The sequence below is a fragment of the Micromonospora sp. KC606 genome, assembly GCF_004348675.1.
Lineage (GTDB): Bacteria > Actinomycetota > Actinomycetes > Mycobacteriales > Micromonosporaceae > Micromonospora.
The window spans coordinates 1-18,327 of sequence record NZ_SMKN01000117.1 but is presented as its reverse complement, the minus strand read 5'-3'; the positions used below and the strand labels follow the sequence as shown (position 1 = coordinate 18,327).

Sequence of the window (18,327 nt, the reverse complement as noted above, 5' to 3'; positions counted from 1 at the left end):
GGGACCGGCGACAGGCCGCGACTGCGCCGGCAGCACCGCCCACACCGCCGCCCCGGTGACGAGCACGAGCCCGGCCAGAGCGGCGATCCACACCACCCCGCGCCGGCGACCCCCCACCGGGTCACCCACCAGCGTCGTCACCGGCAGCTCGGCGGTGGGCGGACCCTCGGCGCGGCGCAGGTCGACCTCCCGGAAGGCCACCCAGTCGAGGATGGCGGGCAGCCGCCCCGACACCGCGTGCTGGTAGTAGCGCTCCCGGTTGGCCCGCTGCTCCGTGGACCACCGGCCGTGCTCCAGGGTTTCGGTGACCGACAGCCGGCAGCCGTCGACGGTGCCGGTCAGGGTGCAGGACAGCCGGCTGAGCCGACCGGCCTCGTCGCAGCGCAGCACGAGCGACTCCGGCACACGGTGCTCCACCACCTCCACGTCGACGGCGACGTCGAAGCCCGGCAGACCGGTGGTGTGCAGCAACAGCCGGTCCCGCATGCCGGTGTCCGTACCGACCTCGGTGAACCAGCGGACGAGCAGCTCCCGCTGAGTCAGCGCACGCCAGACCCGCTCGGCCGGATGGGCCAGGTCGACCTGCGCGCTGATCTCGGTCATGGCGAAACTGTACGGCTGGCGGTGAGCGTCCCCGGCGAGGGGATCGACCATCGCCGACGACCACAGTGGACACATAATGGATGGTCGTCCGACGCGCGTACCGGTCGTTTCCGTGGAGGCGGCCGGTCAGTCTTCGCGGGACCACGAGGACGCCCGGTAGACCGTCCCCCGGCCCGGCGGGTTCATCTCCACCGGGACCACCCCCCGCGCCACCTCGTCCGCCTCGACGGACCCGGACGCGGAGCGGGCCTGCCGGGCACGGCGTACCCGGGAGACCACGAACCAGCCGGCGGCGGCCACGCAGGCGAGGATGACCAGCCGCTGGAAGGAGCCGGCGTACGACTCGACCCGGTGCCAGTTGTCGCCGAGCAGGTACCCGGCCATCACGAAGGTGGTGTTCCAGATCAGGCTGCCCAGCGTGGTGTACAGCAGGAAGGTCCCGATCCGCATCCGCTCCACCCCCGCCGGAACGGAGATGAGGCTGCGGAAGATCGGGATCATCCGCCCGAAGAACACCGCCTTCACGCCGTGCCGGAGGAACCACGCCTCGGTCCGGTCGACGTCGCTGAGCTTCACCAGCGGCAGCCGGGCCGCGACGGCCCGCATCCGGTCCCGACCCAGAACCGCGCCGATGCCGTACAGCGCCCAGGCGCCGACCACCGAGCCGAGCGTGGTCCAGAGGATCGCCCCGACCAGGCTTATCCTGCCCTGGGCGGCGGCGAAGCCGGCGAGCGGCAGGATCACCTCGCTCGGGATCGGCGGGAAGAGGTTCTCCAGCGCCACGGCCAGCCCCGCGCCGGGCCCACCGAGCCGTTCCACGAGGTCGGTGACCCAGCCCACCGGCCCGTCGGAGGGCGGTGCGGAAGCGGACAGGACCGTGGCCGGGCTGAGCGCCGCAGAGGTGGGGATCATGATACAAAACTACGAGGCGTCGCGCCTGTCCACCACGGCCGCGCCCCACCTGACCGGAGGAACCCACCCGTGCGTCCGCCGCTCGCTCTCGCCGTCGCCCAGCCGCCCTGCGTCCCGTACGACGTCGAGGCGAACGCGGCGGCCCACGCGGCGCTGGTCCGCGCCGCCGGCGCCCGGGTGGTGGTCTTCCCGGAACTCTCCCTCACCGGGTACGAACTGGACGCCCCGGTCCTCGCGACGGACGAGCCGCGGCTGGCGCAGCTGGCCGAGGCGTGTGCCGCGACGGGCGCCCTCGCTCTGGTCGGCGCGCCGGTCGGCGACGCGGGGCGGGCGTACATCGGGATGCTCGCCGTTGACGCGACCGGCGCGCGGGTGGTGTACCGCAAGATGTTCACCACCGAGACGGAGGCCGCGCGGTTCGCGGCCGGCGACGAGCCGGCGGTGCTCGACGTGGACGGCTGGCGGCTGGGCCTGGCCGTCTGCAGGGACACCGGCGTGCCCGCGCACGCCGCCCGCACCGTCGCCCTCGGCGTCGACTGTTACCTGGCCGGGGTGCTGCAGGCACCCGACGACGCGGCCGTGCCAGAGGAACGGGCCCGGCTCGTCGCCGCCACGCACCGGGTGTGGGTGGCCACGGCGAGCTTCGCCGGGAACTCGGGCAGCCACTACCCGCGCACGGCCGGCGGCTCGGGCGTGTGGCGGCCGGACGGCACGCCGGTGGCACGCGCCGGAACGGAGCCCGGCGAGGTCGTCCGCGCCATCCTCCGCTGACCCGGCGAGGTCGTCCGCGCCATCCTTCTGCTGGCCCGCCGATTCCGGTTCGGCGCCGACCGGGTGGGCGGGGCAGCGCGACGGCCGGGCGGAGGCATACGGTGGACCGGTGACGGTGCCGCTCGCCTCCGGACGGGAGGCCGACGTCTACGCCCTCGACGAGCACCGGGTGCTGCGCCGCTACCGCGCCGGCGGGGACGTCCGGCCCGAGGCGGAGGTCATGCGGCACCTGCACCGCCTCGGGTACCCGGTGCCCGAGGTGTGGCGGGCCGAGGGGTCCGAACTGGAACTGACCCGGCTGTCCGGCCCCACCCTGGCCGAGGCCCTGCGCGCCGGTGAGGTCGACGTACGCACCGGGGCCAACGTCCTGGCCGACCTGCACCGGCGGCTGCACGCCCTGCCGGCCCGGCTCTCCGGCGACCCGGCCGACCGGGTGCTGCACCTTGACCTGCACCCGGAGAACATCCTGCTCACCGACGACGCCCCGGTCGTCATCGACTGGCGCAACAGCGCCGAGGGCCCGCCCGAGCTGGACACCACCACCACCGCGCTGATCCTCGCGGAGGTCGCCACCGACGCGGACGCGCCGCTCGCCGCGCTGGCGCGGGAACTGCTGACGCATTTCCTCGCCGAGGTCGGGACGATTGGCCTGCTGGACGAGGCGGTCGCCCTACGCGCCAGGACGGGGCCGCACGGGCCGCGACGGCTGGCCCGGGCGGTTGCCCTGCTGACGGAGACGGGGCGACAATGACCGGGACGTCTGGGCCCCGTCCCCGGGTGGGCGGCCGGCACGGGCCGCTGATCAGGGCTTGCGGGCCACCGCGCCGTACATGCTGACCTCCATCGCCGAGGGGCGCGGCTGCGGCTCGGCCTCGGCCCGCCACTGCGCGACCGACGTGAGGCCGGGCTCGACCAGCTCCAGGCCGTCGAAGAACCCGGTGAACTCCGCCCGGCTGCGCAGGTTGATGACGCCGTGCGGGCCACCGCTCCGGGCCACCGCCTTCGCCTCCTCGCCGATGTGCGCGGGCAGATGGTCGTGGGTGGCGTGCGAGGCGGCGAGGTAACTGCCGGACGGCAGCGCGTCGAGCAGGCGACGCACCACGGCGTACGGGTCGTCGCCGTCGGGGACGAAGTGCAGGACCGCCACCAGCATCAGCGCGACCGGCCGGGACAGGTCGATCGTGCGCAGCAGGTCGGGGTGGCCGAGGATCCGCTCCGGATCCCGCAGGTCGGCGTCGATGTAGGCGGTGGCGCCCTCGGGCGAACTGGACAGCAGCGCCCGGGCGTGGGCCAGCACGATCGGGTCGTTGTCGACGTACACCACCCGGGACTCGGCGGCGATCGACTGGGCGACCTCGTGGGTGTTGTCGGCGGTGGGGATGCCGGTGCCGATGTCGAGGAACTGCCGGATCCCGGCCTCGCGGGCGAGGTGACCCACCGCGCGCTGGAGGAAACGACGGTTCTCCAGGGCGCTGATCCGGATGGTCGGGAAACGCTCGGCCATGGCGTCGCCGGAATCCCGGTCGGCCTGGAAGTTGTCCTTGCCGCCCAGCCAGTAGTTGTAGCGCCGGGCGGGATGCGCCACGGACGTGTCGATCCGGTCGCTCGGGCGGTCAGGCCCGGTGGCACCAGGGGCGTCGGTGATCACAGCTGCCTCCATGACCGGTGCCGCCATCGCCCGTGATGACTGTCGTCCACTGTCGCCGGTCGCGGACCATCGTAGAGGTGCCGGCGGGGTGCCGGCGCCCCCGCCGGGCGCGACTACGGGTACAGCTCGTCGCGCAGCCGGGCCAGGATCTCCGGCGTACGCTCCGGCGGCGCGGCCTCCACGCAGAGCCGTTCCATCGCCACCGCGTAGTAGTCGAGGTCTTCCCGCTTGTCGAGATAGATGGAGCTGGTGAGCTGCTCGATGTAGACGATGTCGGGCAGGTCGTCGTCGCCGAAACGCAGGATCGTGAAGGCGCCTCCCGCTGCGGCGTGCCCACCGGCGGTGAACGGGACGACCTGGAGCCGTACGTGTGGCGCCCGGGTCGCCTCGATCAGGGCTTCCACCTGCCCGCGCATCACCTCGGGCCCGCCGATCGGCCGGCGCAGGGCCGCCTCGTCCACCACCGCCCACAGCTGCGGGGGTTGGTCGCGGCGCAGCAACTCCTGGCGGCGCAGCCGCAGCTCGACCCGGCGGTCGACCTCCTCGGTCGGGGCGTGCCGGTGGCCGAGCAGGACGACGGCGCGCGCGTACTGCGCGGTCTGCAGCAGCCCGGGGACGAACTGCACCTCGTAGGTGCGGATCAGCGAGGCCGCCGCCTCCAGGCCCAGGTACGACTGGAACCAGCTGGGCAGCACGTCGCCGTAGCGGTGCCACCAGCCGGGACTGTTGGCCTCCCGGGCGAGCTTGAGCATCGCCTCCCGTTCCTCGGGGGCGGTGACCCCGTAGAGGGTGAGCAGGTCGGCGACGTCGCGCTCCTTGAAGCCGACCCGCCCCAGCTCCATTCGGCTGATCTTGGATTCGGAGGCGCGAATCTCCCAGCCGGCACCCTCCCGGGTCACCCCGCTGGCCTCACGCAGCCGCCGCAGCTGGGCCCCGAGCAACATGCGGAGCACGGTGGGTCCGGTCGTCGGACCACCCTCCGCGATAGCCATCGTCACGTGCCGCCCTCCGCGCGCGCAGCCTGCGTCGACCGACCGCGCCGACCCGGCCGACGTGTAAGCATGCCATGGACCGAAGGTGAGGTGCACCGGTCCGGCGGACAATTCAGACGCCGCGCGGGATCGGGACCGGGTCAGCCGATCAGGTGGTCGAAGTCCCCGTCGCGGGCACCGAGGACGAAGGCCGCGATCTCGTCCACGGTGTAGATCAACGCCGGCCCTTCCGGGTGGCGTGAGTTGCGGACGGCGATTCCGGCCCCGCCGGGGAGTTCAGCCAGCTCGACGCAATTGCCGCTGGGGTTGCTCCGCCGGCTCTTCTGCCACCGCAACGGCGGGAGCTGGGTGACCGAAACGCCGTTTTCAGGCTGCTGCATGGGGGGTCTTTCTGTGCGGTGAGGGGCCCCGGTGTCGCGGGTGAACAGTGGCGCGGCGAGAGAGGCACGGCACCGGAAGGGCTCTGCTGCACGTGCATCTGCTATTGCATCTGCACCGGACAGCGAGCATGATAACGCACATGTGCGCGGTACCCATCCGCTCACTGACGGTTACCCCACTCGGGAAGCCACCTGGAGAAACGAGGGCCCGGCACGGCGTTCCGGCCGACGCCGTCCCGGCTGTGTGCCGACGCCGCGAGGGAGGTCTCGTGCCGGATCCGTTGAGTGTCGCTTCCGGCATCTCCGCGGCGGGCGCGCTGGCGTCCCTGTGGCAGCTGCGCCGCCGCGCCCTGCGGGCGGAGGCCGAGATCGCGCACCTGCAGGCCGAACTGGCCGCGGAACGCCACGCCGCCAGCCACGACCCGCTGACCGGGCTGCCCAACCGCCGGGCCTTCTACCGCATCGCGGCGGCCCTGCTCACCGACGCGGGCGGGCAGCCGCTGATCGCCGTCGTGATCGACCTCGACGACTTCAAACAGATCAACGACCGGTACGGCCACGCCGCGGGTGACCAGGTGCTGGTCTGCGTCGCCCAGCGACTGACCGCGTTCGCCGGGGACAACCTCGTCGCCCGCCTCGGCGGGGACGAGTTCGCCGGGCTGCTCGCCACGCCCACGGTCGACCGACGCTGGATCGACCACGCCACCCGGCGGCTCTGCGAGGCGATGGCCGCGCCGATCCCGCTGGCCGGGCGGAACCTGCGGGTCACCGCCTCGGTCGGGCTGGCCCCGGTCACCGGGCCCACCCAGCTGGCCGAGGCGCTCAGCGCCGCCGACGCCGCCATGTACCGGGCGAAGGGCGTCGCCGCTCGCCGGGCCCCCCGACAACTCACGGAGACCCCGCGGCTGGCCGAGTGCTGACCCCCCCGGCGCGGTGCGTCCGGCGACCGGGTCAGCGCCAGCCGTAGCCGGCGCGCAACGCCTGCCCGACCCGGTCGAAGCGGACCCGGTCCAGCACCGCGCCCTCGCGGCGGATGCTGTCCTCGCGCATGGTGAGTACCCGATCGAGGCGTACCCAGCTGGGACGGCTGTCCCGGTCCCACTCCCCGGGGCCGAGCGCCAGCCAGTGTCGCTGGCCGTCGCGCTCCCCCTGGCTGGACAGCATCAGGCCGAACAGGGTCCGGCTGTGCCGGCCCACCACCAGCACCGGTCGGTCCTTACCCTGCCGGGGGTCGTCCTCGTAGGGCACCCAGGTCCAGACGATCTCACCGGGATCGGCCTGCCCGTCCAGCTCCGGGGCGTACGCCAGTTCCCGACGCTGCAACGCGCTGACCTGGCGGCGGCGGGCCACCTGGGCCGGGATCGGGCCCGGGGCAGGGCCGGGTGCGGCCACCCTCCCGGTCACCCGGCCCAGCCGGACGGCCACGTTCCTCAACAGACCTGCCACGGCGGGCAGCCTAGCCCGCCGGTGACCGCGACGCCGAAGGTGGGCACAGTGGAGGGCATGACGACGACCCTGCACGTCCCGTTGGCCCGCTACGCCGCCCGGCTGCACGCCGGCATCGGCGACCGGCACCACGTGGCCTCCCCGCTCGGTGCCTGGCTGCTGCTCGCGCTGGCAGCCCCGGCCGCCACCGGCGGAGTCCGCGCCGAACTGGAAGACGCCCTCGGCGTGGACGCGGCCACGGCCGCCGACCTGGCCGCCACGCTGGTGGACGCCCCGCACCCGCTCGTGCCGTCGGCCACCGCGGTATGGCACCGCGCCGGGTTCGACCCGGCGCCGCTGGCCAACTGGCGCGCCACGCTGCCCCGGCGTACGGAGACCGGGCCACTGCCGGACCAGGCCGGGTTGGACGCCTGGGCGCGGGAGAACACCCTCGGCCTGATCGACCGGTTCCCGCTGACTGTCTCGCCGCGGGTGCTGCTGGCCCTGGCCAGCGCCCTGGCGACCCGGATCTCCTGGGCCGATCCGTTCGACCTCGTCCCCGGCACGGCGCTCGGCGCCACCAGCCCCTGGGCGGGACGGCTCGGACAGGTGCTGCGTGCACCGAAGCACGGGCACCGGGCGTGGATCGCGCCGACCGGCCCGGCGGGGGACGTCGCGGTGCACGCCGCGTCGGCCGTGACGAGTGACGACGCCGGGCTGGTGGTGGTCTCGGTGGCCGCGGACCCGACGGTCGGCCCGGCCGCCGTGCTCGCCGCCGCGTACGAGATGAGCGCCGCCGCGGTCGACGACGCCGCGCCGACCGAACGCCGGAGCCTGTTCGACCTGCCGCTCGGCGACGGGCCGGCCTGGTCGCTGCGGGAGGAGCCGGTGCACACGTTCGCCCCCGGCGGCCGGGAGGAACGCCACAGCGCGGTGCTGCCCTGCTGGTCGGCCTCGGACGAGCACGACCTGGCCGCCGCGACGCTCGGCTTCCCGGCGGTGGCCCGGGGATTGGGCGGGCTGCTCGGCATGGCGGAGCTGGGCGTCGAGGTGCGGCAGGCGGCGATGGCCCGTTACGGCCGCTACGGCTTCGAGGCGGCCGCGGTCACCGGGGCGTTCGCGCTGATGAGCATGCCCCCGCCCGGGGTGGCACGGATCGCCGAGCTGCGCTTCGGCCACCCGTACGCGGTGGTGGCGGTGGCCGTCGACCGGCGGGGCGGGACGGGGCCGTGGCACGGCGTGCCGGTCTTCTCCGCCTGGGTGGCCGACCCGGAGGAGCCGGCGGCGACCGACCTGGCGGACCCGCCGGAGGCCTGAGGCGACGGCCGGCCACGATGGTCACCCGTCGTGAGTCCCCGGCGGCGCGGGGTCGGCTCCCCGGGTCAGGCTGTCCGGCAACTGGGCCATCAGGTCCTCGAACTCACCGACCGTCACCGCCTCCCGGAGCGTGGCGAAGACCGCCCGGACGCCGACCTGTGCGGTGGCCGCCTCCACCCCGGCGCGATCGGCCACCCGGTGCAGAAACTCCACCGGTCCGAACGTGCCGGCCTGCTCGACCCCGGCCGGGCCCGCCGGCCCGCCGAGGTAGGCGCTCAGCTCGTCGGGGAGCTGCGCGGCCAGGTCGTCGGCCTCGCCGGCCTGGACCCGCTCGGCCACCGTCCGCAGCACCGCCCGCGAGATCGCGGCGGCCTGGTCGGGGCGCAGCTGCGCCCGGCGGGCCACCGCGTCCACGAAGAGGGGAAAGCGCACGCCGGCGGTTACCCGGCCGTACCGGCGGCAAACCGCAGCCGCGCCGTACAGGGGTGGAGTCTCTCGGCCGACCACGCCGCGTACCGGACCCGCCACGCCTCGAAACGCCGGGTGGTACGGGCTGACGGGAGCCCCGCCTCCTCCGTAGCATCGTTCGCGGGCCCGCCTCGGTGGGCACGGGGAGGGCGGCACGCGGCACGCGTCCGCCGGGGGGTGCGCATGCACCACCCACGTCCAAATCCACTACAGGCAAAGGGGCCGGGATGGATCGCACCCGTCAGGACGCTGCGGCGAGCACCCAGGGCGAGGACTACACCCGACGGCTGCAACGCCTCGGTGGGGCCCGCTGGAAGCAGCTGCTCGACGTACAGGCGCCGTACCGGTGGAACCTGCGCCGACTTCATCTCGGCCGCACCCTCGATGTGGGCTGCGGGCTCGGTCGCAATCTGGCCAACCTCGGCGGCGACGCGGTCGGGGTGGACCACAACTCGACGTCGATCGCCCACGCCCGGGCCGCCGGGCACGAGGCGTACACGGTGGAGGAGTTCTTCGGCTCCACGCACGCCAGGCCGAACGCCTTCGACTCGCTGCTCGCCGCGCATCTGCTCGAGCACCTGCCCGCCCATCAGGCGCTGGAGGTGGTCTCCTCCTACCTGCCGTTCGTCCGCTCCGGCGGCAGCGTCGTCTTCATCACCCCACAGGAACGGGGGTACGCCAGCGACGCCACGCACGTTCGGTTCGTCGGGTTCACCGAGGCCGCGGAGGCAGCCCGTGACCTCGGTCTGGCCGTTGCTCGGCAGTACTCCTTCCCGCTCCCCCGGACTTTCGGCAAGCTCTTCACGTACAACGAGTTCGTCACCGTGGCCCGGCGACCGTGACCGTCGGGTCACGGCTACGGTGGCCGCATGGCCAATCCGACCCGCTGGGCGACCGAGACCGGGCCCGGGCACTCGCAGTGGTACGTCGACCGTTTCCGCAAGCTCGCCGCCGAGGGCGCGGACCTCGCGGGTGAGGCCCGCCTGGTGGACGCCACCGTGGCGCCGGGCTCGCGGATCCTGGACGCGGGCTGCGGCACCGGACGGGTCGGCGCGGCGCTCGCCGCCCGGGGCCACCAGGTCGTCGGGGTGGACGCCGACCCGGCGCTGGTCGACGCCGCCCGGGCCGACCATCCCGGACCCCGCTGGCTGGTCGCCGACCTCGCCGAGCTGGATCTCGCGGCGGCCGACGAACCGGAGCCGTTCGACGCGGCCGTGGTGGCCGGCAACGTGATGACCTTCGTCGCTGCCGGCACCGAGCGGACCGTGTTGTCCCGGGTCGCCGCGCATCTGCGGCCCGACGGGGTGGTGCTGGTCGGCTTCGGCACCGACCGGGGCTACCGGATCGAGGACTTCGACGCCGACGTCGTCGCCGTCGGGCTGCGGCCCGAGCACCGGTTCGCCACCTGGGATCTGCGCCCGTGGCGTGACGACGCGGACTTCGCCGTCAGCCTGCTGCGCAAGCCCACCCGTTGAGCCGGACGGCAGCTCAGGTGGGGGCGGCGACCGCCCGGGCCGCGGCGGGGTCGAGCGGGCTGCCCGCCGGCACCAGACCGACCAGGCCGGCGGGGAGCCGCACCGGCCGCACGTCGCGGTAGCCGAGCATCCGCAGCACCTCGGCGTCGGCGAGCACGTACCGCCGGCCCAGGTCGGTGACGACGGAGACCGCGCCGCCGGTGGCGCCCGGCGCGGCGACAGACTCCACGACGGCGCCCCGGCCGGGCTCGACCAGCACGTGGTCGGCCAGCAACCCGGCGCCGGTGTGGGCCAGCCCGGTCAGGTCGGGCAGGCCCACGCCCACCCGCACGTCGTCGACGTCGCCCCCGTCGCCGACGCGGACACAGAGCCCGCCGTCGACCCCCGTCAGACGGGGCGGAACTGTGGGAGGCGCGGTCGGGCCGGCGGGGACCAGATCCGGCACCTTGGGCAGGGCAGCGAACCGGCCGAGGGTGACCGACTCCGGCTCCCCCTGGCCGGTGCGGGCCATCAGCAGGGCCGCCTGCAGTTCGGTGATGCCGGCCAGGCCGGCGGGCTGGACGACCGCGTACTGACGGCCACCGCCGGAGTTGCGAACCAGGTAGACGTCGCCGACCACCGCGCCGGGCACCGCCGCGGACCGCCGCCCCAGCTCGGGCAGGGTCGGCGGGGCCAGGTCGACGCCGGCGGGCAGCGTGTTGAGCAGGGCGGGCGCCACCGGCACCGCCCGTTCCCGGGTGGCGGCCAGCGCCGCCAACACCCGGCTGGTGTCGCGCAGCAGGTGGCGCCGTTTGCCCCAGATCAGGTGCAGGTCGCCGTCGGGGTGCCGGACCAGCACCCCGTCCTGGCCGATGGACCGTCCGCCGGCCGCGTCCCGGCCGATCAGCACCGCCGAACGGGGCTCTGGCTGGCCCGCGGCGGCCGGCGCGGCCGAGCAGACCGTCCACGGGGCCGTCGAGAGCCGCGCCGGCGCGGGCAGCGAGTCGGGCGCGTCGGCGATGCCCAGCGGTAGGCCGCGCGGCACCCCCTCGATGGAACGGCGTGAGACCAGCACCGTCGGGGACCGGTCCGCGCCAATGATCAACAGTGCCGAGGCGTAGTTGAGCACGGGGTGCAGCCTGCCGTCGCGGTAGACGAACCGGGCGCCGGACTCCTTTTCCACGATCACCGCGCCGGGGTCGCGCCACCTGTTGCCGCCGCCGGCGTACAGTCCGTAGAGCGCGAACCCGCCCAACGCGATGGCGGCCACCAGCACGCTGGCCACGCCCGCACCGGCCAACCGGCGGAACGGGGACTGCGCCGGGTCGGTCTCCCGCATGACCAGCGCGGCGACCGCTCGCTGGACGGTGAACTGGTACGAGTGGAGCTGGTCCTGCCGCGACGGCATGGCGTCCCTTCCGGCGAGTCGTCGGGGCACAGGATAAGCGTTGCGTCGATGCCCCGGAGGCCCCGCGTGCGCCGGCACCGTCCGTGGTCTCTCTCTCCGTCGCGGGACAGGGGCGCTGGTCACCTGGCTGGGCGCAGGTGCGCGGCGCGGGAGGACATCCCGCGGATCACGGGTAGCATGCCGGCACGACGGCAACGGCAGGGAGGCCGGGTTGGGCGCGCGTTTCGAGGAACTGGCCTGGCGGGAGACCCCGATCGGCGCGATCAGCCTGCGCCGGCGCCGCGACCCGGCGGTCGGCGTCGATGTGTACGAGGTCAAGCTCGACGACGAGTTCCTGATGTCCAGCCTCTTCCCGGTGGCGGAGATCGAGCTGGCCCGGCTGGGCCTGGCGCCGCTGCTGGGCGACGCCCTGGACGTGGTGGTCGGCGGGCTCGGCCTCGGCTACACCGCCCGCACCGCGCTGGAGGATGCCCGGGTACGTTCGCTGGTGGTGGTCGAGGCGATCGAGGACGTGATCGACTGGCACCGGCGGCAACTGCTCCCGTTCGCCGCGGGGTTGGCCCCCGACCCGCGTACCCGGTTCGTGCGGGCCGACTTCTTCGCCGCGGTGGCCGGCGGCGCCGGTCTCGACCCCGACCAGCCCGGCCGCCGCTTCCACGCGGTGCTGCTGGACGTCGACCACTCCCCCCGGCACGTCCTGCACCCCGGCCACGCCCCGTTCTACACCCCGGACGGGCTGCGCCGGCTGGCCGACCTGCTGCACCCGGAGGGGGTGTTCGCGCTCTGGTCGGACGACCCTCCGGACGCCGGATTCGGCGCGGCGCTGACCGAGGTGTTTCCCGCCTGGCAGGCCCACGTCGTGCCGTTCGCCAACCCGCTCACCGGCGGCGAGTCGGCCAACACCGTGTACGTCGCCCGGCGCTGACCCGTCCCGGCGCCCCGGGCGCCCAACATGTGGGCCTCGGGGCTTACCACGCTCGACCGGGTGACCCCGGTGCGGTGGTCCGGCTGCTGCCGGCCGCGCCACCTCGCCTGTGAGGTGACGCCCCGGCGCCGTGCGGTGGCGGCCGCCACCGCACGGGGCCGGACGGGCGGCGTCGGGGTGCGGGCCGGCCCTGGTCAGGATGGGAAAGCGCCGACATGGCACTTCGGCGGCATGTCAGCCGGCGGAGTGGGAAGGCACGCGGGTCACGCGATCACGGGAGGTGCACATGCGGGCCATGCTCTGGGTCGTCGGCGTCGTCGCCGGCGCGATCATCCTGTTGGGACTGCTCCTGGAGGCGGTCCGCTGGCTGATGATCATCGGAGCGATCGCGCTGATCGCGGTGATCGTGCTGGCGTTCGTCCAGGGGCGGCGGGCAGTGCACCGGCACTCCGCCAGCCGCCGCTGACCCGGCCCCACGCGCTCCGCTCAGGGGAATGAGCCGCCCCGATGACCCGGGACGGCCCACCTGGTTCCACCGTGCCGGCGAGCTAGCGGGTCGCGCAGATGGCGTACGACCTCAGGTCCCAGTTGCCGGCGAAGGCGTCCTCCTCGTACCCGCCGGAGGTGACCGCGGTCGGGGCCGTGGCGGCGCCGCCGTTGGGCCGGAGGTCGTCCACCACCACCTCGCCGGTGGCGCCGTTCACCTCGAACCCGGCGCCGGTCATCACCTGTCCGCTGCCACAGTTCGCGGTGACGAAGCGCGAGTCGGTCGAGTTGCTGGCGCTGGTCGCCGTGAACCTGACCAGCCCCGGGATCGGGTTGGCGCAGATCGCGTACGCATTGAGACTCCAGTTGCCGGCGAACGGGTCCGCCTCGTACGCCCCCACCGTCACCGCCGTCGGCGCGGTGACCGTGCTGCCGTTGGGCCGGAAGTCATCCACCACCGCCTCACCGGTGACCCCGTTCATCTCGAACCCGGCACCGGTCATCACCTTGCCCACCGGGCATGCCGCGGTGGTGCTGTGAAAGTCGTTCGAGTCGTTGGAGCCGACCGCCGAGATCCGGACCAGGCCGGGCAGCGGATTGGCGCAGACCGCGTACGCGGTGACGCTCCAGTTGCCGGCGAACGGGTCCGCCTCGTACGCCCCCACCGTCACCGCCGTCGGCGCGGTGACCGTGCTGCCGTTGGGCCGGAAGTCATCCACCACCACCTCGCCGGCGGCACCGTTGATCTCGTAGCCGGTGCCGGTGAGCACCTTTCCCGCCGGGCAGGTGGCGGTGACGCTCCGGAAGTCGTTGGAGTTGCTCGCGCTGATCGCGGAGATCCGCACCAGGCCGGGTACGGCGGCCGAGGCCGGGCTGGGGACGACCACCACGCCCGTGACGGTGGCACCGAGCACGAGGGCGACGGCGGGCGCGGCGATGCGCCGGGTTCCGGTGTGACCTGACATGTGTAGCTCCTGTTCCACTACCCCGCGTCTGCGCCTGTCGGCCGACCATCCGGGGTGCCACTACGGTGTGCTCACGATAGGTAACCGAGCGACCAGGCAATATCTGAAATCTGACTACGAGCAGTAGCCGACGGAAGCCTGTCCTATCCGGATTGACCGGCATATCATTTTCCATCCGTCTTGCTGTCTTCCGCCGCTGCCGCCCGCCCGCCGACGGCGAACAGGCCGGGCGCGGCGACGACCGGCCCAACGGCGATGTCACACCCGGCGGGCACCATCCCCACGGCGTGGGACCGTCCCGCGCCGAAGGGAGCCCCTGATGGCCGAGGTTCTGTTGTTCCACCACGCGCTCGGGCTCACTCCCGGCGTCCGCCGCCTGGCCGCGCACCTGGAGGCTGCCGGGCACGGCGTCCACCTGCCGGACCTGTACGAGGGGCGGGTCTTCGACGAGCTCACCGCCGGCGTCGCCCACGCCCAGGAGGTCGGCTTCGGCACCCTCGTCGAACGGGGCCGGCACGCCGCCGAGGCGCTGCCCGAGAGGCTGGTGTACGCCGGGTTCTCCCTCGGCGTCCTGCCGGCGCAGGCGCTGGCCCAGACCCGACCCGGCGCGGTGGGCGCGTTGTTCCTCGAGTCGTGCCTCCCGAGCGCCGAGTTCGGCGACGGGTGGCCGGCGAGTGTGCCGGTGCAGGTCCACGGGATGGACGCCGACGAGGTCTTCGTCGACGAGGGCGACCTGGCCGCCGCCCGCGCGCTGGTCGACGAGGCACGCCGGGGCGAGCTGTTCCTCTACCCCGGAGACCGGCACCTCTTCGCCGACGACAGCCTGCCGTCGTACGAACCGGCGGCGGCCGCGCTGCTCATCGAGCGGGTCCGGGGCTTCTTGGCGGCCATCGGCTGACCGGACGGCCCACCCCACGCCGAGCCGGTGATCGGGTTCGCTGCCGGGTCGCGACGCGGCGGCGCCGCCCACCGTGGCACGGGGGCGGCGCCGCCGTCAGCGGTTCAGGCCCCGGTCGGTGCCAGGGTGCGGGTGGGGATCCCGTCGGCCGGCTGTGTCGAGCGCCGGTTGGGCAGCGAGAGACGGATGACCTTCCACCAGGCTGAGGCGACCTGCTTGGGCAGCGGCCCGGTGGTGTACCTCAACCCGTACCGGTCGAACAGCGCCCGCACCTGCGGGGCGATCTCCTGGTAACGCTTGCTGGGCAGGTCGGGGAAGAGGTGGTGCTCGATCTGGAACGACAGGTTGCCGGTCATGATGTGCATCAGCCGGCTGCCGCTGATGTTGGCCGAGCCGAGCATCTGCCGCAGGTACCACTCACCGCGGGTCTCGCCCTCGATGGAGGTCTTCTCGAAGGTCTCCACACCCTGCGGGAAGTGCCCGCACATGATCACCGAATGGCTCCACAGGTTGCGGATCAGGTTCGCGGTGAAGGTGGCGGCCAGGGTGGTGAGGAAGGACGGGCCGGACAGCAGCGGGTGGATCACGTAGTCCTTGAGGACCTGCCGGCGGATCTTGCGACCGACGGCGCGGACCCGGGCCCGGAACGCCGGATCCTTGTGCCGCCCCTTCTGCAGGTTGCGGCCCAGCTCCAGGTCGTAGGCGGCGATGCCGTACTCGAAGAAGCAGGCGTTGATGAAGTTCCACAGCGGCTGCCCCAGGTGCATCGGGTGCCACTTCTGGTCCTCGTCGACGCGCATGATGCCGTAGCCGAGGTCGTTGTCCTTGCCGAGCACGTTGGTGAACCGGTGGTGCAGCTCGTTGTGCGAGTGCTTCCACTGGTCGGCCGGGGAGACGTGGTCCCACTCCCAGGTGGTGGAGTGGATCTTCGGATCACGCATGAAGTCGTACTGGCCGTGCAGGATGTTGTGGCCGATCTCCATGTTCTCCAGGATCTTGGCGATCGACAGGCCGAGGGTGCCGACCACCCAGGCCGGCGGGAAGAGCGAGAAGAGCAGCACGGCCCGGCTGCTCAGCTCCAGCGTCCGCTGTGTCTTGATGACCTTGCGGATGTACCGTGCGTCCGCCTCGCCGCGGTCGGCGAGCACCCGGTCCCGGATGGCGTCCAGCTCCTTGCCGAGGATCTCGATGTCCTCGGTGCTGAGGTGCGCGATCGGGTTGTCCGACTTCTTCTGGATGACGGTCATGTCGGCCTCCGGTTCACAGTTCGATGTCGCAGGTACCGGCCGCCGCCGACACGCAGGTCTGGATGAGGACTCCGTCACCGGGGACGGCGGTGGTGAGTTCGCCGTTGCGCAGGTCGCGCACCGCGCCCTGGCGCAGCGGGACCACACAGCCGTAGCAGATGCCCATCCGGCAGCCCGATGGCATGAGCGCCCCGGCGGCCTCCCCCGCATCCAGGATGGGGGTGGCGCCGTCGGCGGTCACGGTGAGGCCGGTGCGGGTGAAGGTGACGGCGCCGCCCTCGCCCGGGGCGATGACGGTCGGTCGGAACCGCTCGGTGTGCAGCCGCTGCGCGACGCCGGCGGAGTCCCAGTGCCGCTCGACCGCGTCGAGCATGCCCACCGGCCCGCAGGCCCAGGTCTGGCGCTCCAGGTGGTCGGGGACCAGCCCAACCAGTTCGTCGACGTCGAGCATCCCGTCGGTGTCGGTGTGCCGCTCCAGCAGCCGGATTCCGCCCTGGTCGGCGAGGCCCCGCAGCTCGGCGCCGAAGACCACGTCGTCGGCGGTGGGCGCGGAGTGCACCACGACCACGTCCGAGCGGTTGTGCGCGCCGGCGCGCAGCATCCCCATCACCGGGGTGATGCCACTGCCGGCGGTCAGGAAGAGCACCCGGGCGGGGGCGGGGTCGGGCAGCACGAAGTCGCCCTGCGCCTGGTCGAGCTGGACGATCGTGCCGGGCCGCAGCCGCCGGACCAGGTAATTGCTGACCTTGCCGTCGGGGATGGCCTTCACGGTCACGCGGATCCGGCCGTCACGGCGACCCGGCGCGGAGGTGAGCGAGTACGCCCGCCACTGCCGGACCCCGTCGACGTCCACGCCGAGGCGGACGTACTGGCCGGGGGTGTGCCCCCGCCAGTCCCGGCCGGGCTGGATGGTCAGGGTGGCGGCGTCGCGGGTCTCCGGGTCGACGGCGAGGACCCGGCCACGCAGCGTCGCCCCCGCGCGCAGCGGCGCGATCAGGTCGAGGTAGTCCGCCGGCAACAGCGGGGTGGTGACCGCCTCGGCGAGCCGGAGGAGCCGGCCGCGAACGGAGTTCCGCACCGGGAAACGCGGGACGGTGGTGGTCATGTCTCCAGGGTCGCCGCCCGTTCGGATAAAATCTTGACCAGCGAAGGTGAATCGGGCACGGGTTCTTGTTCGAGGTGAACAACATGACCGAAAACTCCGGGGCCACCTCCGACCGGGCGGCCCACCTGGAGCTGGACGAGCAGATGGCCGACCAGTTGCGCGACCGGCTGCCCGTGGTCGCCGAGCGTACCGTCACCGCGATCACCGCCGAGGTGCCCGACTACTCCGGCACGCTCACGGGGCAGATGCGCGACAAGATCGAGAACGCGGTACGTGTCGCCCTCGGCACGTTTCTCCAGCTCGTCGAGCGGGCCGAGGAGTCCGACCCGAGCACCCCGCTGAACCGGGCGCTGGAGGCCGCGTACGCGCTGGGCAGCGGCGAGGCCCGCTCGGGGCGAAGCATGGACGCGCTGCTGGCCGCGTATCGGGTGGGTGCCCGGGTGGCCTGGCGGGAGGTCTCCACCACCACGGTGCGCAGCGGGCTGTCCGCCGAGACCGTCGCCGAGTTCGCCGAGCTGTTGTTCGCCTACATCGACGAGCTGTCGGCCGCCAGCGTGGCCGGGCACGCCGACGAGCTGGCCAGCGCCGGCCGGATGCGCCGCCGCTACCTGGAACGTCTCGCCCAGCAACTGCTCGCCGGCGAGCCGGAGGAGGTGCTGCGCCGCAGCGCCGAACGGGTCGAGTGGCCGCCCCCGAACACGCTCACCGTCGCGGTGCTGCCCCGCAGCAACCTGCGGGCGGTGCTCGCCCTGCTCAACCCACACACGCTGGAGAGCGGCGAGGAGCTGCCCGGGGTGGAGCTGGCTGAGGAGCCGGCCGTGCTGCTCGTCCCGGACATGCACGGCGCGCGGCGCCGCCGGCTGGTCACCGTGCTGCACGGGCACCGGGCCGCACTGGGCCCGGCCCGGCCGTGGATTCGGGTCGCCGAGTCGTACCAGCGGGTGCTGCGCACGCTGGCGCTCAGCCTGGACCGGCCGGAGGACGGCAGCCCGCTGGACACCGAGGCGCACCTGGCCCGGCTGGTGCTCGGCACCGACCCGGCGGCCCTGGCCGACCTACGCGAGCAGGTGCTGCGCCCGCTGTCCGAGCTGGCCCCGGCGACCGCCCAGCGGCTCGCCGAGACGCTGCGCTCCTGGTTGCTGCACCAGGGACGACGCGACGACGTGGCGGCCGACCTCTTCGTGCACCCGCAGACCGTCCGTTACCGAATGGGCCGCATCCGCGAGCTGTACGGCGACCGCCTCAACGACCCGGCGACCGTGCTGGACCTGACCCTGGCGCTGGCCTTCCCCCCGCCTCCGTGACGCCCGCACGCGCGCGCCC

General features: G+C 73.7%; 21 protein-coding genes. 10 read left to right on the top strand and 11 right to left on the bottom strand.

From position 1 onward, the window contains the following. Together E1193_RS20475 and E1193_RS20470 are read right to left on the bottom strand one after the other, a co-directional pair. Positions 1 to 603, bottom strand: a 603-nt coding sequence (locus E1193_RS20475) for an SRPBCC domain-containing protein (RefSeq protein ID WP_207922779.1), incomplete at its 3' end; no start/stop codon positions are given. A 126-nt stretch (positions 604 to 729) separates the two neighbouring features. Then, positions 730 to 1,515, bottom strand: coding sequence for a DedA family protein (locus tag E1193_RS20470; RefSeq protein WP_132184807.1), 786 nt, complete (start codon positions 1,513 to 1,515; stop codon positions 730 to 732). A 69-nt stretch (positions 1,516 to 1,584) separates the two neighbouring features. Between E1193_RS20470 and E1193_RS20465 the strand changes: the two genes are divergently transcribed. Together E1193_RS20465 and E1193_RS20460 are read left to right on the top strand one after the other, a co-directional pair. Continuing rightward, entirely contained in the window at positions 1,585 to 2,286 is a 702-nt protein-coding gene (locus tag E1193_RS20465; RefSeq protein WP_132184806.1) for a carbon-nitrogen hydrolase family protein, read from the top strand. Positions 2,287 to 2,395: 109 nt separating this feature from the next. After that, the gene (locus E1193_RS20460) at positions 2,396 to 3,037 is read left to right on the top strand and encodes a phosphotransferase (protein ID WP_132184805.1); all 642 of its coding nucleotides are present in this window, start codon (positions 2,396 to 2,398) and stop codon (positions 3,035 to 3,037) included. A gap of 51 nt (positions 3,038 to 3,088) precedes the next feature. Here the strand turns inward: E1193_RS20460 and E1193_RS20455 are convergent, their stop codons facing one another. The 3 genes from E1193_RS20455 to E1193_RS20445 form a co-directional block, all read right to left on the bottom strand. After that, positions 3,089 to 3,946, bottom strand: a complete 858-nt coding sequence (locus E1193_RS20455; RefSeq protein WP_207922778.1) for an SAM-dependent methyltransferase — start codon at positions 3,944 to 3,946, stop codon at positions 3,089 to 3,091. A gap of 101 nt (positions 3,947 to 4,047) precedes the next feature. Continuing rightward, the gene (locus tag E1193_RS20450; protein WP_132184803.1) at positions 4,048 to 4,878 is read right to left on the bottom strand and encodes a helix-turn-helix transcriptional regulator; all 831 of its coding nucleotides are present in this window, start codon (positions 4,876 to 4,878) and stop codon (positions 4,048 to 4,050) included. Positions 4,879 to 5,066: 188 nt separating this feature from the next. Next, complete coding sequence (locus E1193_RS20445; protein ID WP_132184802.1) at positions 5,067 to 5,306, bottom strand: DUF397 domain-containing protein; 240 nt, start codon at positions 5,304 to 5,306, stop codon at positions 5,067 to 5,069. A 269-nt stretch (positions 5,307 to 5,575) separates the two neighbouring features. Here E1193_RS20445 and E1193_RS20440 point away from each other — a divergent pair, with 269 nt between their 5' ends. Next, a complete protein-coding gene (locus E1193_RS20440) occupies positions 5,576 to 6,226 on the top strand; it encodes a GGDEF domain-containing protein (protein ID WP_132184801.1) in 651 nt (216 codons plus the stop codon). A 31-nt stretch (positions 6,227 to 6,257) separates the two neighbouring features. On the opposite strand, the gene E1193_RS20435 is transcribed toward E1193_RS20440, so the two are convergent. After that, complete coding sequence (locus E1193_RS20435) at positions 6,258 to 6,752, bottom strand: type II toxin-antitoxin system PemK/MazF family toxin (protein ID WP_132184800.1); 495 nt, start codon at positions 6,750 to 6,752, stop codon at positions 6,258 to 6,260. A 57-nt stretch (positions 6,753 to 6,809) separates the two neighbouring features. Here E1193_RS20435 and E1193_RS20430 point away from each other — a divergent pair, with 57 nt between their 5' ends. Further along, positions 6,810 to 8,048 carry a hypothetical protein gene (locus tag E1193_RS20430; protein WP_132184799.1) on the top strand — a complete coding sequence of 413 codons (1,239 nt, stop codon included), beginning with the start codon at positions 6,810 to 6,812 and terminating at the stop codon, positions 8,046 to 8,048. A 21-nt stretch (positions 8,049 to 8,069) separates the two neighbouring features. Here the strand turns inward: E1193_RS20430 and E1193_RS20425 are convergent, their stop codons facing one another. Beyond that, entirely contained in the window at positions 8,070 to 8,480 is a 411-nt protein-coding gene (locus E1193_RS20425) for a DUF2267 domain-containing protein (RefSeq protein ID WP_132184798.1), read from the bottom strand. A gap of 263 nt (positions 8,481 to 8,743) precedes the next feature. Between E1193_RS20425 and E1193_RS20420 the strand changes: the two genes are divergently transcribed. Next, the gene (locus E1193_RS20420) at positions 8,744 to 9,358 is read left to right on the top strand and encodes a methyltransferase domain-containing protein (protein WP_132184797.1); all 615 of its coding nucleotides are present in this window, start codon (positions 8,744 to 8,746) and stop codon (positions 9,356 to 9,358) included. 27 nt (positions 9,359 to 9,385) lie between these two features. Then, the gene (locus tag E1193_RS20415; protein ID WP_132184796.1) at positions 9,386 to 9,991 is read left to right on the top strand and encodes a class I SAM-dependent methyltransferase; all 606 of its coding nucleotides are present in this window, start codon (positions 9,386 to 9,388) and stop codon (positions 9,989 to 9,991) included. 13 nt (positions 9,992 to 10,004) lie between these two features. On the opposite strand, the gene eccB is transcribed toward E1193_RS20415, so the two are convergent. Beyond that, positions 10,005 to 11,378, bottom strand: a complete 1,374-nt coding sequence (gene eccB, locus E1193_RS20410) for a type VII secretion protein EccB (RefSeq protein ID WP_132184795.1) — start codon at positions 11,376 to 11,378, stop codon at positions 10,005 to 10,007. Positions 11,379 to 11,589: 211 nt separating this feature from the next. Here eccB and E1193_RS20405 point away from each other — a divergent pair, with 211 nt between their 5' ends. Both E1193_RS20405 and E1193_RS20400 read left to right on the top strand, forming a co-directional pair. Then, positions 11,590 to 12,303 (top strand): spermidine synthase, encoded by a 714-nt coding sequence (locus tag E1193_RS20405; protein WP_132184794.1) that lies wholly within the window; start codon positions 11,590 to 11,592, stop codon positions 12,301 to 12,303. A 286-nt stretch (positions 12,304 to 12,589) separates the two neighbouring features. Beyond that, positions 12,590 to 12,769 carry a hypothetical protein gene (locus tag E1193_RS20400; RefSeq protein ID WP_132184793.1) on the top strand — a complete coding sequence of 60 codons (180 nt, stop codon included), beginning with the start codon at positions 12,590 to 12,592 and terminating at the stop codon, positions 12,767 to 12,769. Between the two features lie 82 nt (positions 12,770 to 12,851). Here E1193_RS20400 and E1193_RS20395 read toward each other — a convergent pair whose 3' ends face one another. Then, positions 12,852 to 13,754, bottom strand: a complete 903-nt coding sequence (locus E1193_RS20395; protein WP_132184792.1) for a hypothetical protein — start codon at positions 13,752 to 13,754, stop codon at positions 12,852 to 12,854. Positions 13,755 to 14,073: 319 nt separating this feature from the next. Here E1193_RS20395 and E1193_RS20390 point away from each other — a divergent pair, with 319 nt between their 5' ends. Then, the gene (locus E1193_RS20390) at positions 14,074 to 14,652 is read left to right on the top strand and encodes a dienelactone hydrolase family protein (protein WP_132184791.1); all 579 of its coding nucleotides are present in this window, start codon (positions 14,074 to 14,076) and stop codon (positions 14,650 to 14,652) included. 104 nt (positions 14,653 to 14,756) lie between these two features. Here the strand turns inward: E1193_RS20390 and E1193_RS20385 are convergent, their stop codons facing one another. Both E1193_RS20385 and E1193_RS20380 read right to left on the bottom strand, forming a co-directional pair. Then, positions 14,757 to 15,899 (bottom strand): acyl-CoA desaturase, encoded by a 1,143-nt coding sequence (locus E1193_RS20385; RefSeq protein ID WP_132184790.1) that lies wholly within the window; start codon positions 15,897 to 15,899, stop codon positions 14,757 to 14,759. A gap of 13 nt (positions 15,900 to 15,912) precedes the next feature. Further along, positions 15,913 to 17,004 carry a ferredoxin reductase gene (locus E1193_RS20380; RefSeq protein ID WP_132184789.1) on the bottom strand — a complete coding sequence of 364 codons (1,092 nt, stop codon included), beginning with the start codon at positions 17,002 to 17,004 and terminating at the stop codon, positions 15,913 to 15,915. 83 nt (positions 17,005 to 17,087) lie between these two features. On the opposite strand from E1193_RS20380, the gene E1193_RS20375 reads away from it, so the two are divergent. After that, a complete protein-coding gene (locus tag E1193_RS20375; RefSeq protein WP_132184788.1) occupies positions 17,088 to 18,308 on the top strand; it encodes a PucR family transcriptional regulator in 1,221 nt (406 codons plus the stop codon). Positions 18,309 to 18,327 lie beyond the last annotated feature (19 nt).

Bases quoted from the DNA above. Each gene is read 5' to 3' on its own strand.
- E1193_RS20390 (WP_132184791.1), top strand. From the start codon at position 14,074: ATGGCCGAGGTTCTGTTGTTCCACCACGCGCTCGGGCTCACTCCCGGC.
- E1193_RS20450 (WP_132184803.1), bottom strand. From the start codon at position 4,878: ATGTTGCTCGGGGCCCAGCTGCGGCGGCTGCGTGAGGCCAGCGGGGTG.
- E1193_RS20375 (WP_132184788.1), top strand. From the start codon at position 17,088: ATGACCGAAAACTCCGGGGCCACCTCCGACCGGGCGGCCCACCTGGAG.
- E1193_RS20400 (WP_132184793.1), top strand. From the start codon at position 12,590: ATGCGGGCCATGCTCTGGGTCGTCGGCGTCGTCGCCGGCGCGATCATC.
- E1193_RS20420 (WP_132184797.1), top strand. From the start codon at position 8,744: ATGGATCGCACCCGTCAGGACGCTGCGGCGAGCACCCAGGGCGAGGAC.
- E1193_RS20415 (WP_132184796.1), top strand. From the start codon at position 9,386: ATGGCCAATCCGACCCGCTGGGCGACCGAGACCGGGCCCGGGCACTCG.
- E1193_RS20395 (WP_132184792.1), bottom strand. From the start codon at position 13,754: ATGTCAGGTCACACCGGAACCCGGCGCATCGCCGCGCCCGCCGTCGCC.
- E1193_RS20470 (WP_132184807.1), bottom strand. From the start codon at position 1,515: ATGATCCCCACCTCTGCGGCGCTCAGCCCGGCCACGGTCCTGTCCGCT.
- E1193_RS20445 (WP_132184802.1), bottom strand. From the start codon at position 5,306: ATGCAGCAGCCTGAAAACGGCGTTTCGGTCACCCAGCTCCCGCCGTTG.
- eccB (WP_132184795.1), bottom strand. From the start codon at position 11,378: ATGCCGTCGCGGCAGGACCAGCTCCACTCGTACCAGTTCACCGTCCAG.
- E1193_RS20430 (WP_132184799.1), top strand. From the start codon at position 6,810: ATGACGACGACCCTGCACGTCCCGTTGGCCCGCTACGCCGCCCGGCTG.
- E1193_RS20455 (WP_207922778.1), bottom strand. From the start codon at position 3,946: ATGGAGGCAGCTGTGATCACCGACGCCCCTGGTGCCACCGGGCCTGAC.
- E1193_RS20385 (WP_132184790.1), bottom strand. From the start codon at position 15,899: ATGACCGTCATCCAGAAGAAGTCGGACAACCCGATCGCGCACCTCAGC.
- E1193_RS20380 (WP_132184789.1), bottom strand. From the start codon at position 17,004: ATGACCACCACCGTCCCGCGTTTCCCGGTGCGGAACTCCGTTCGCGGC.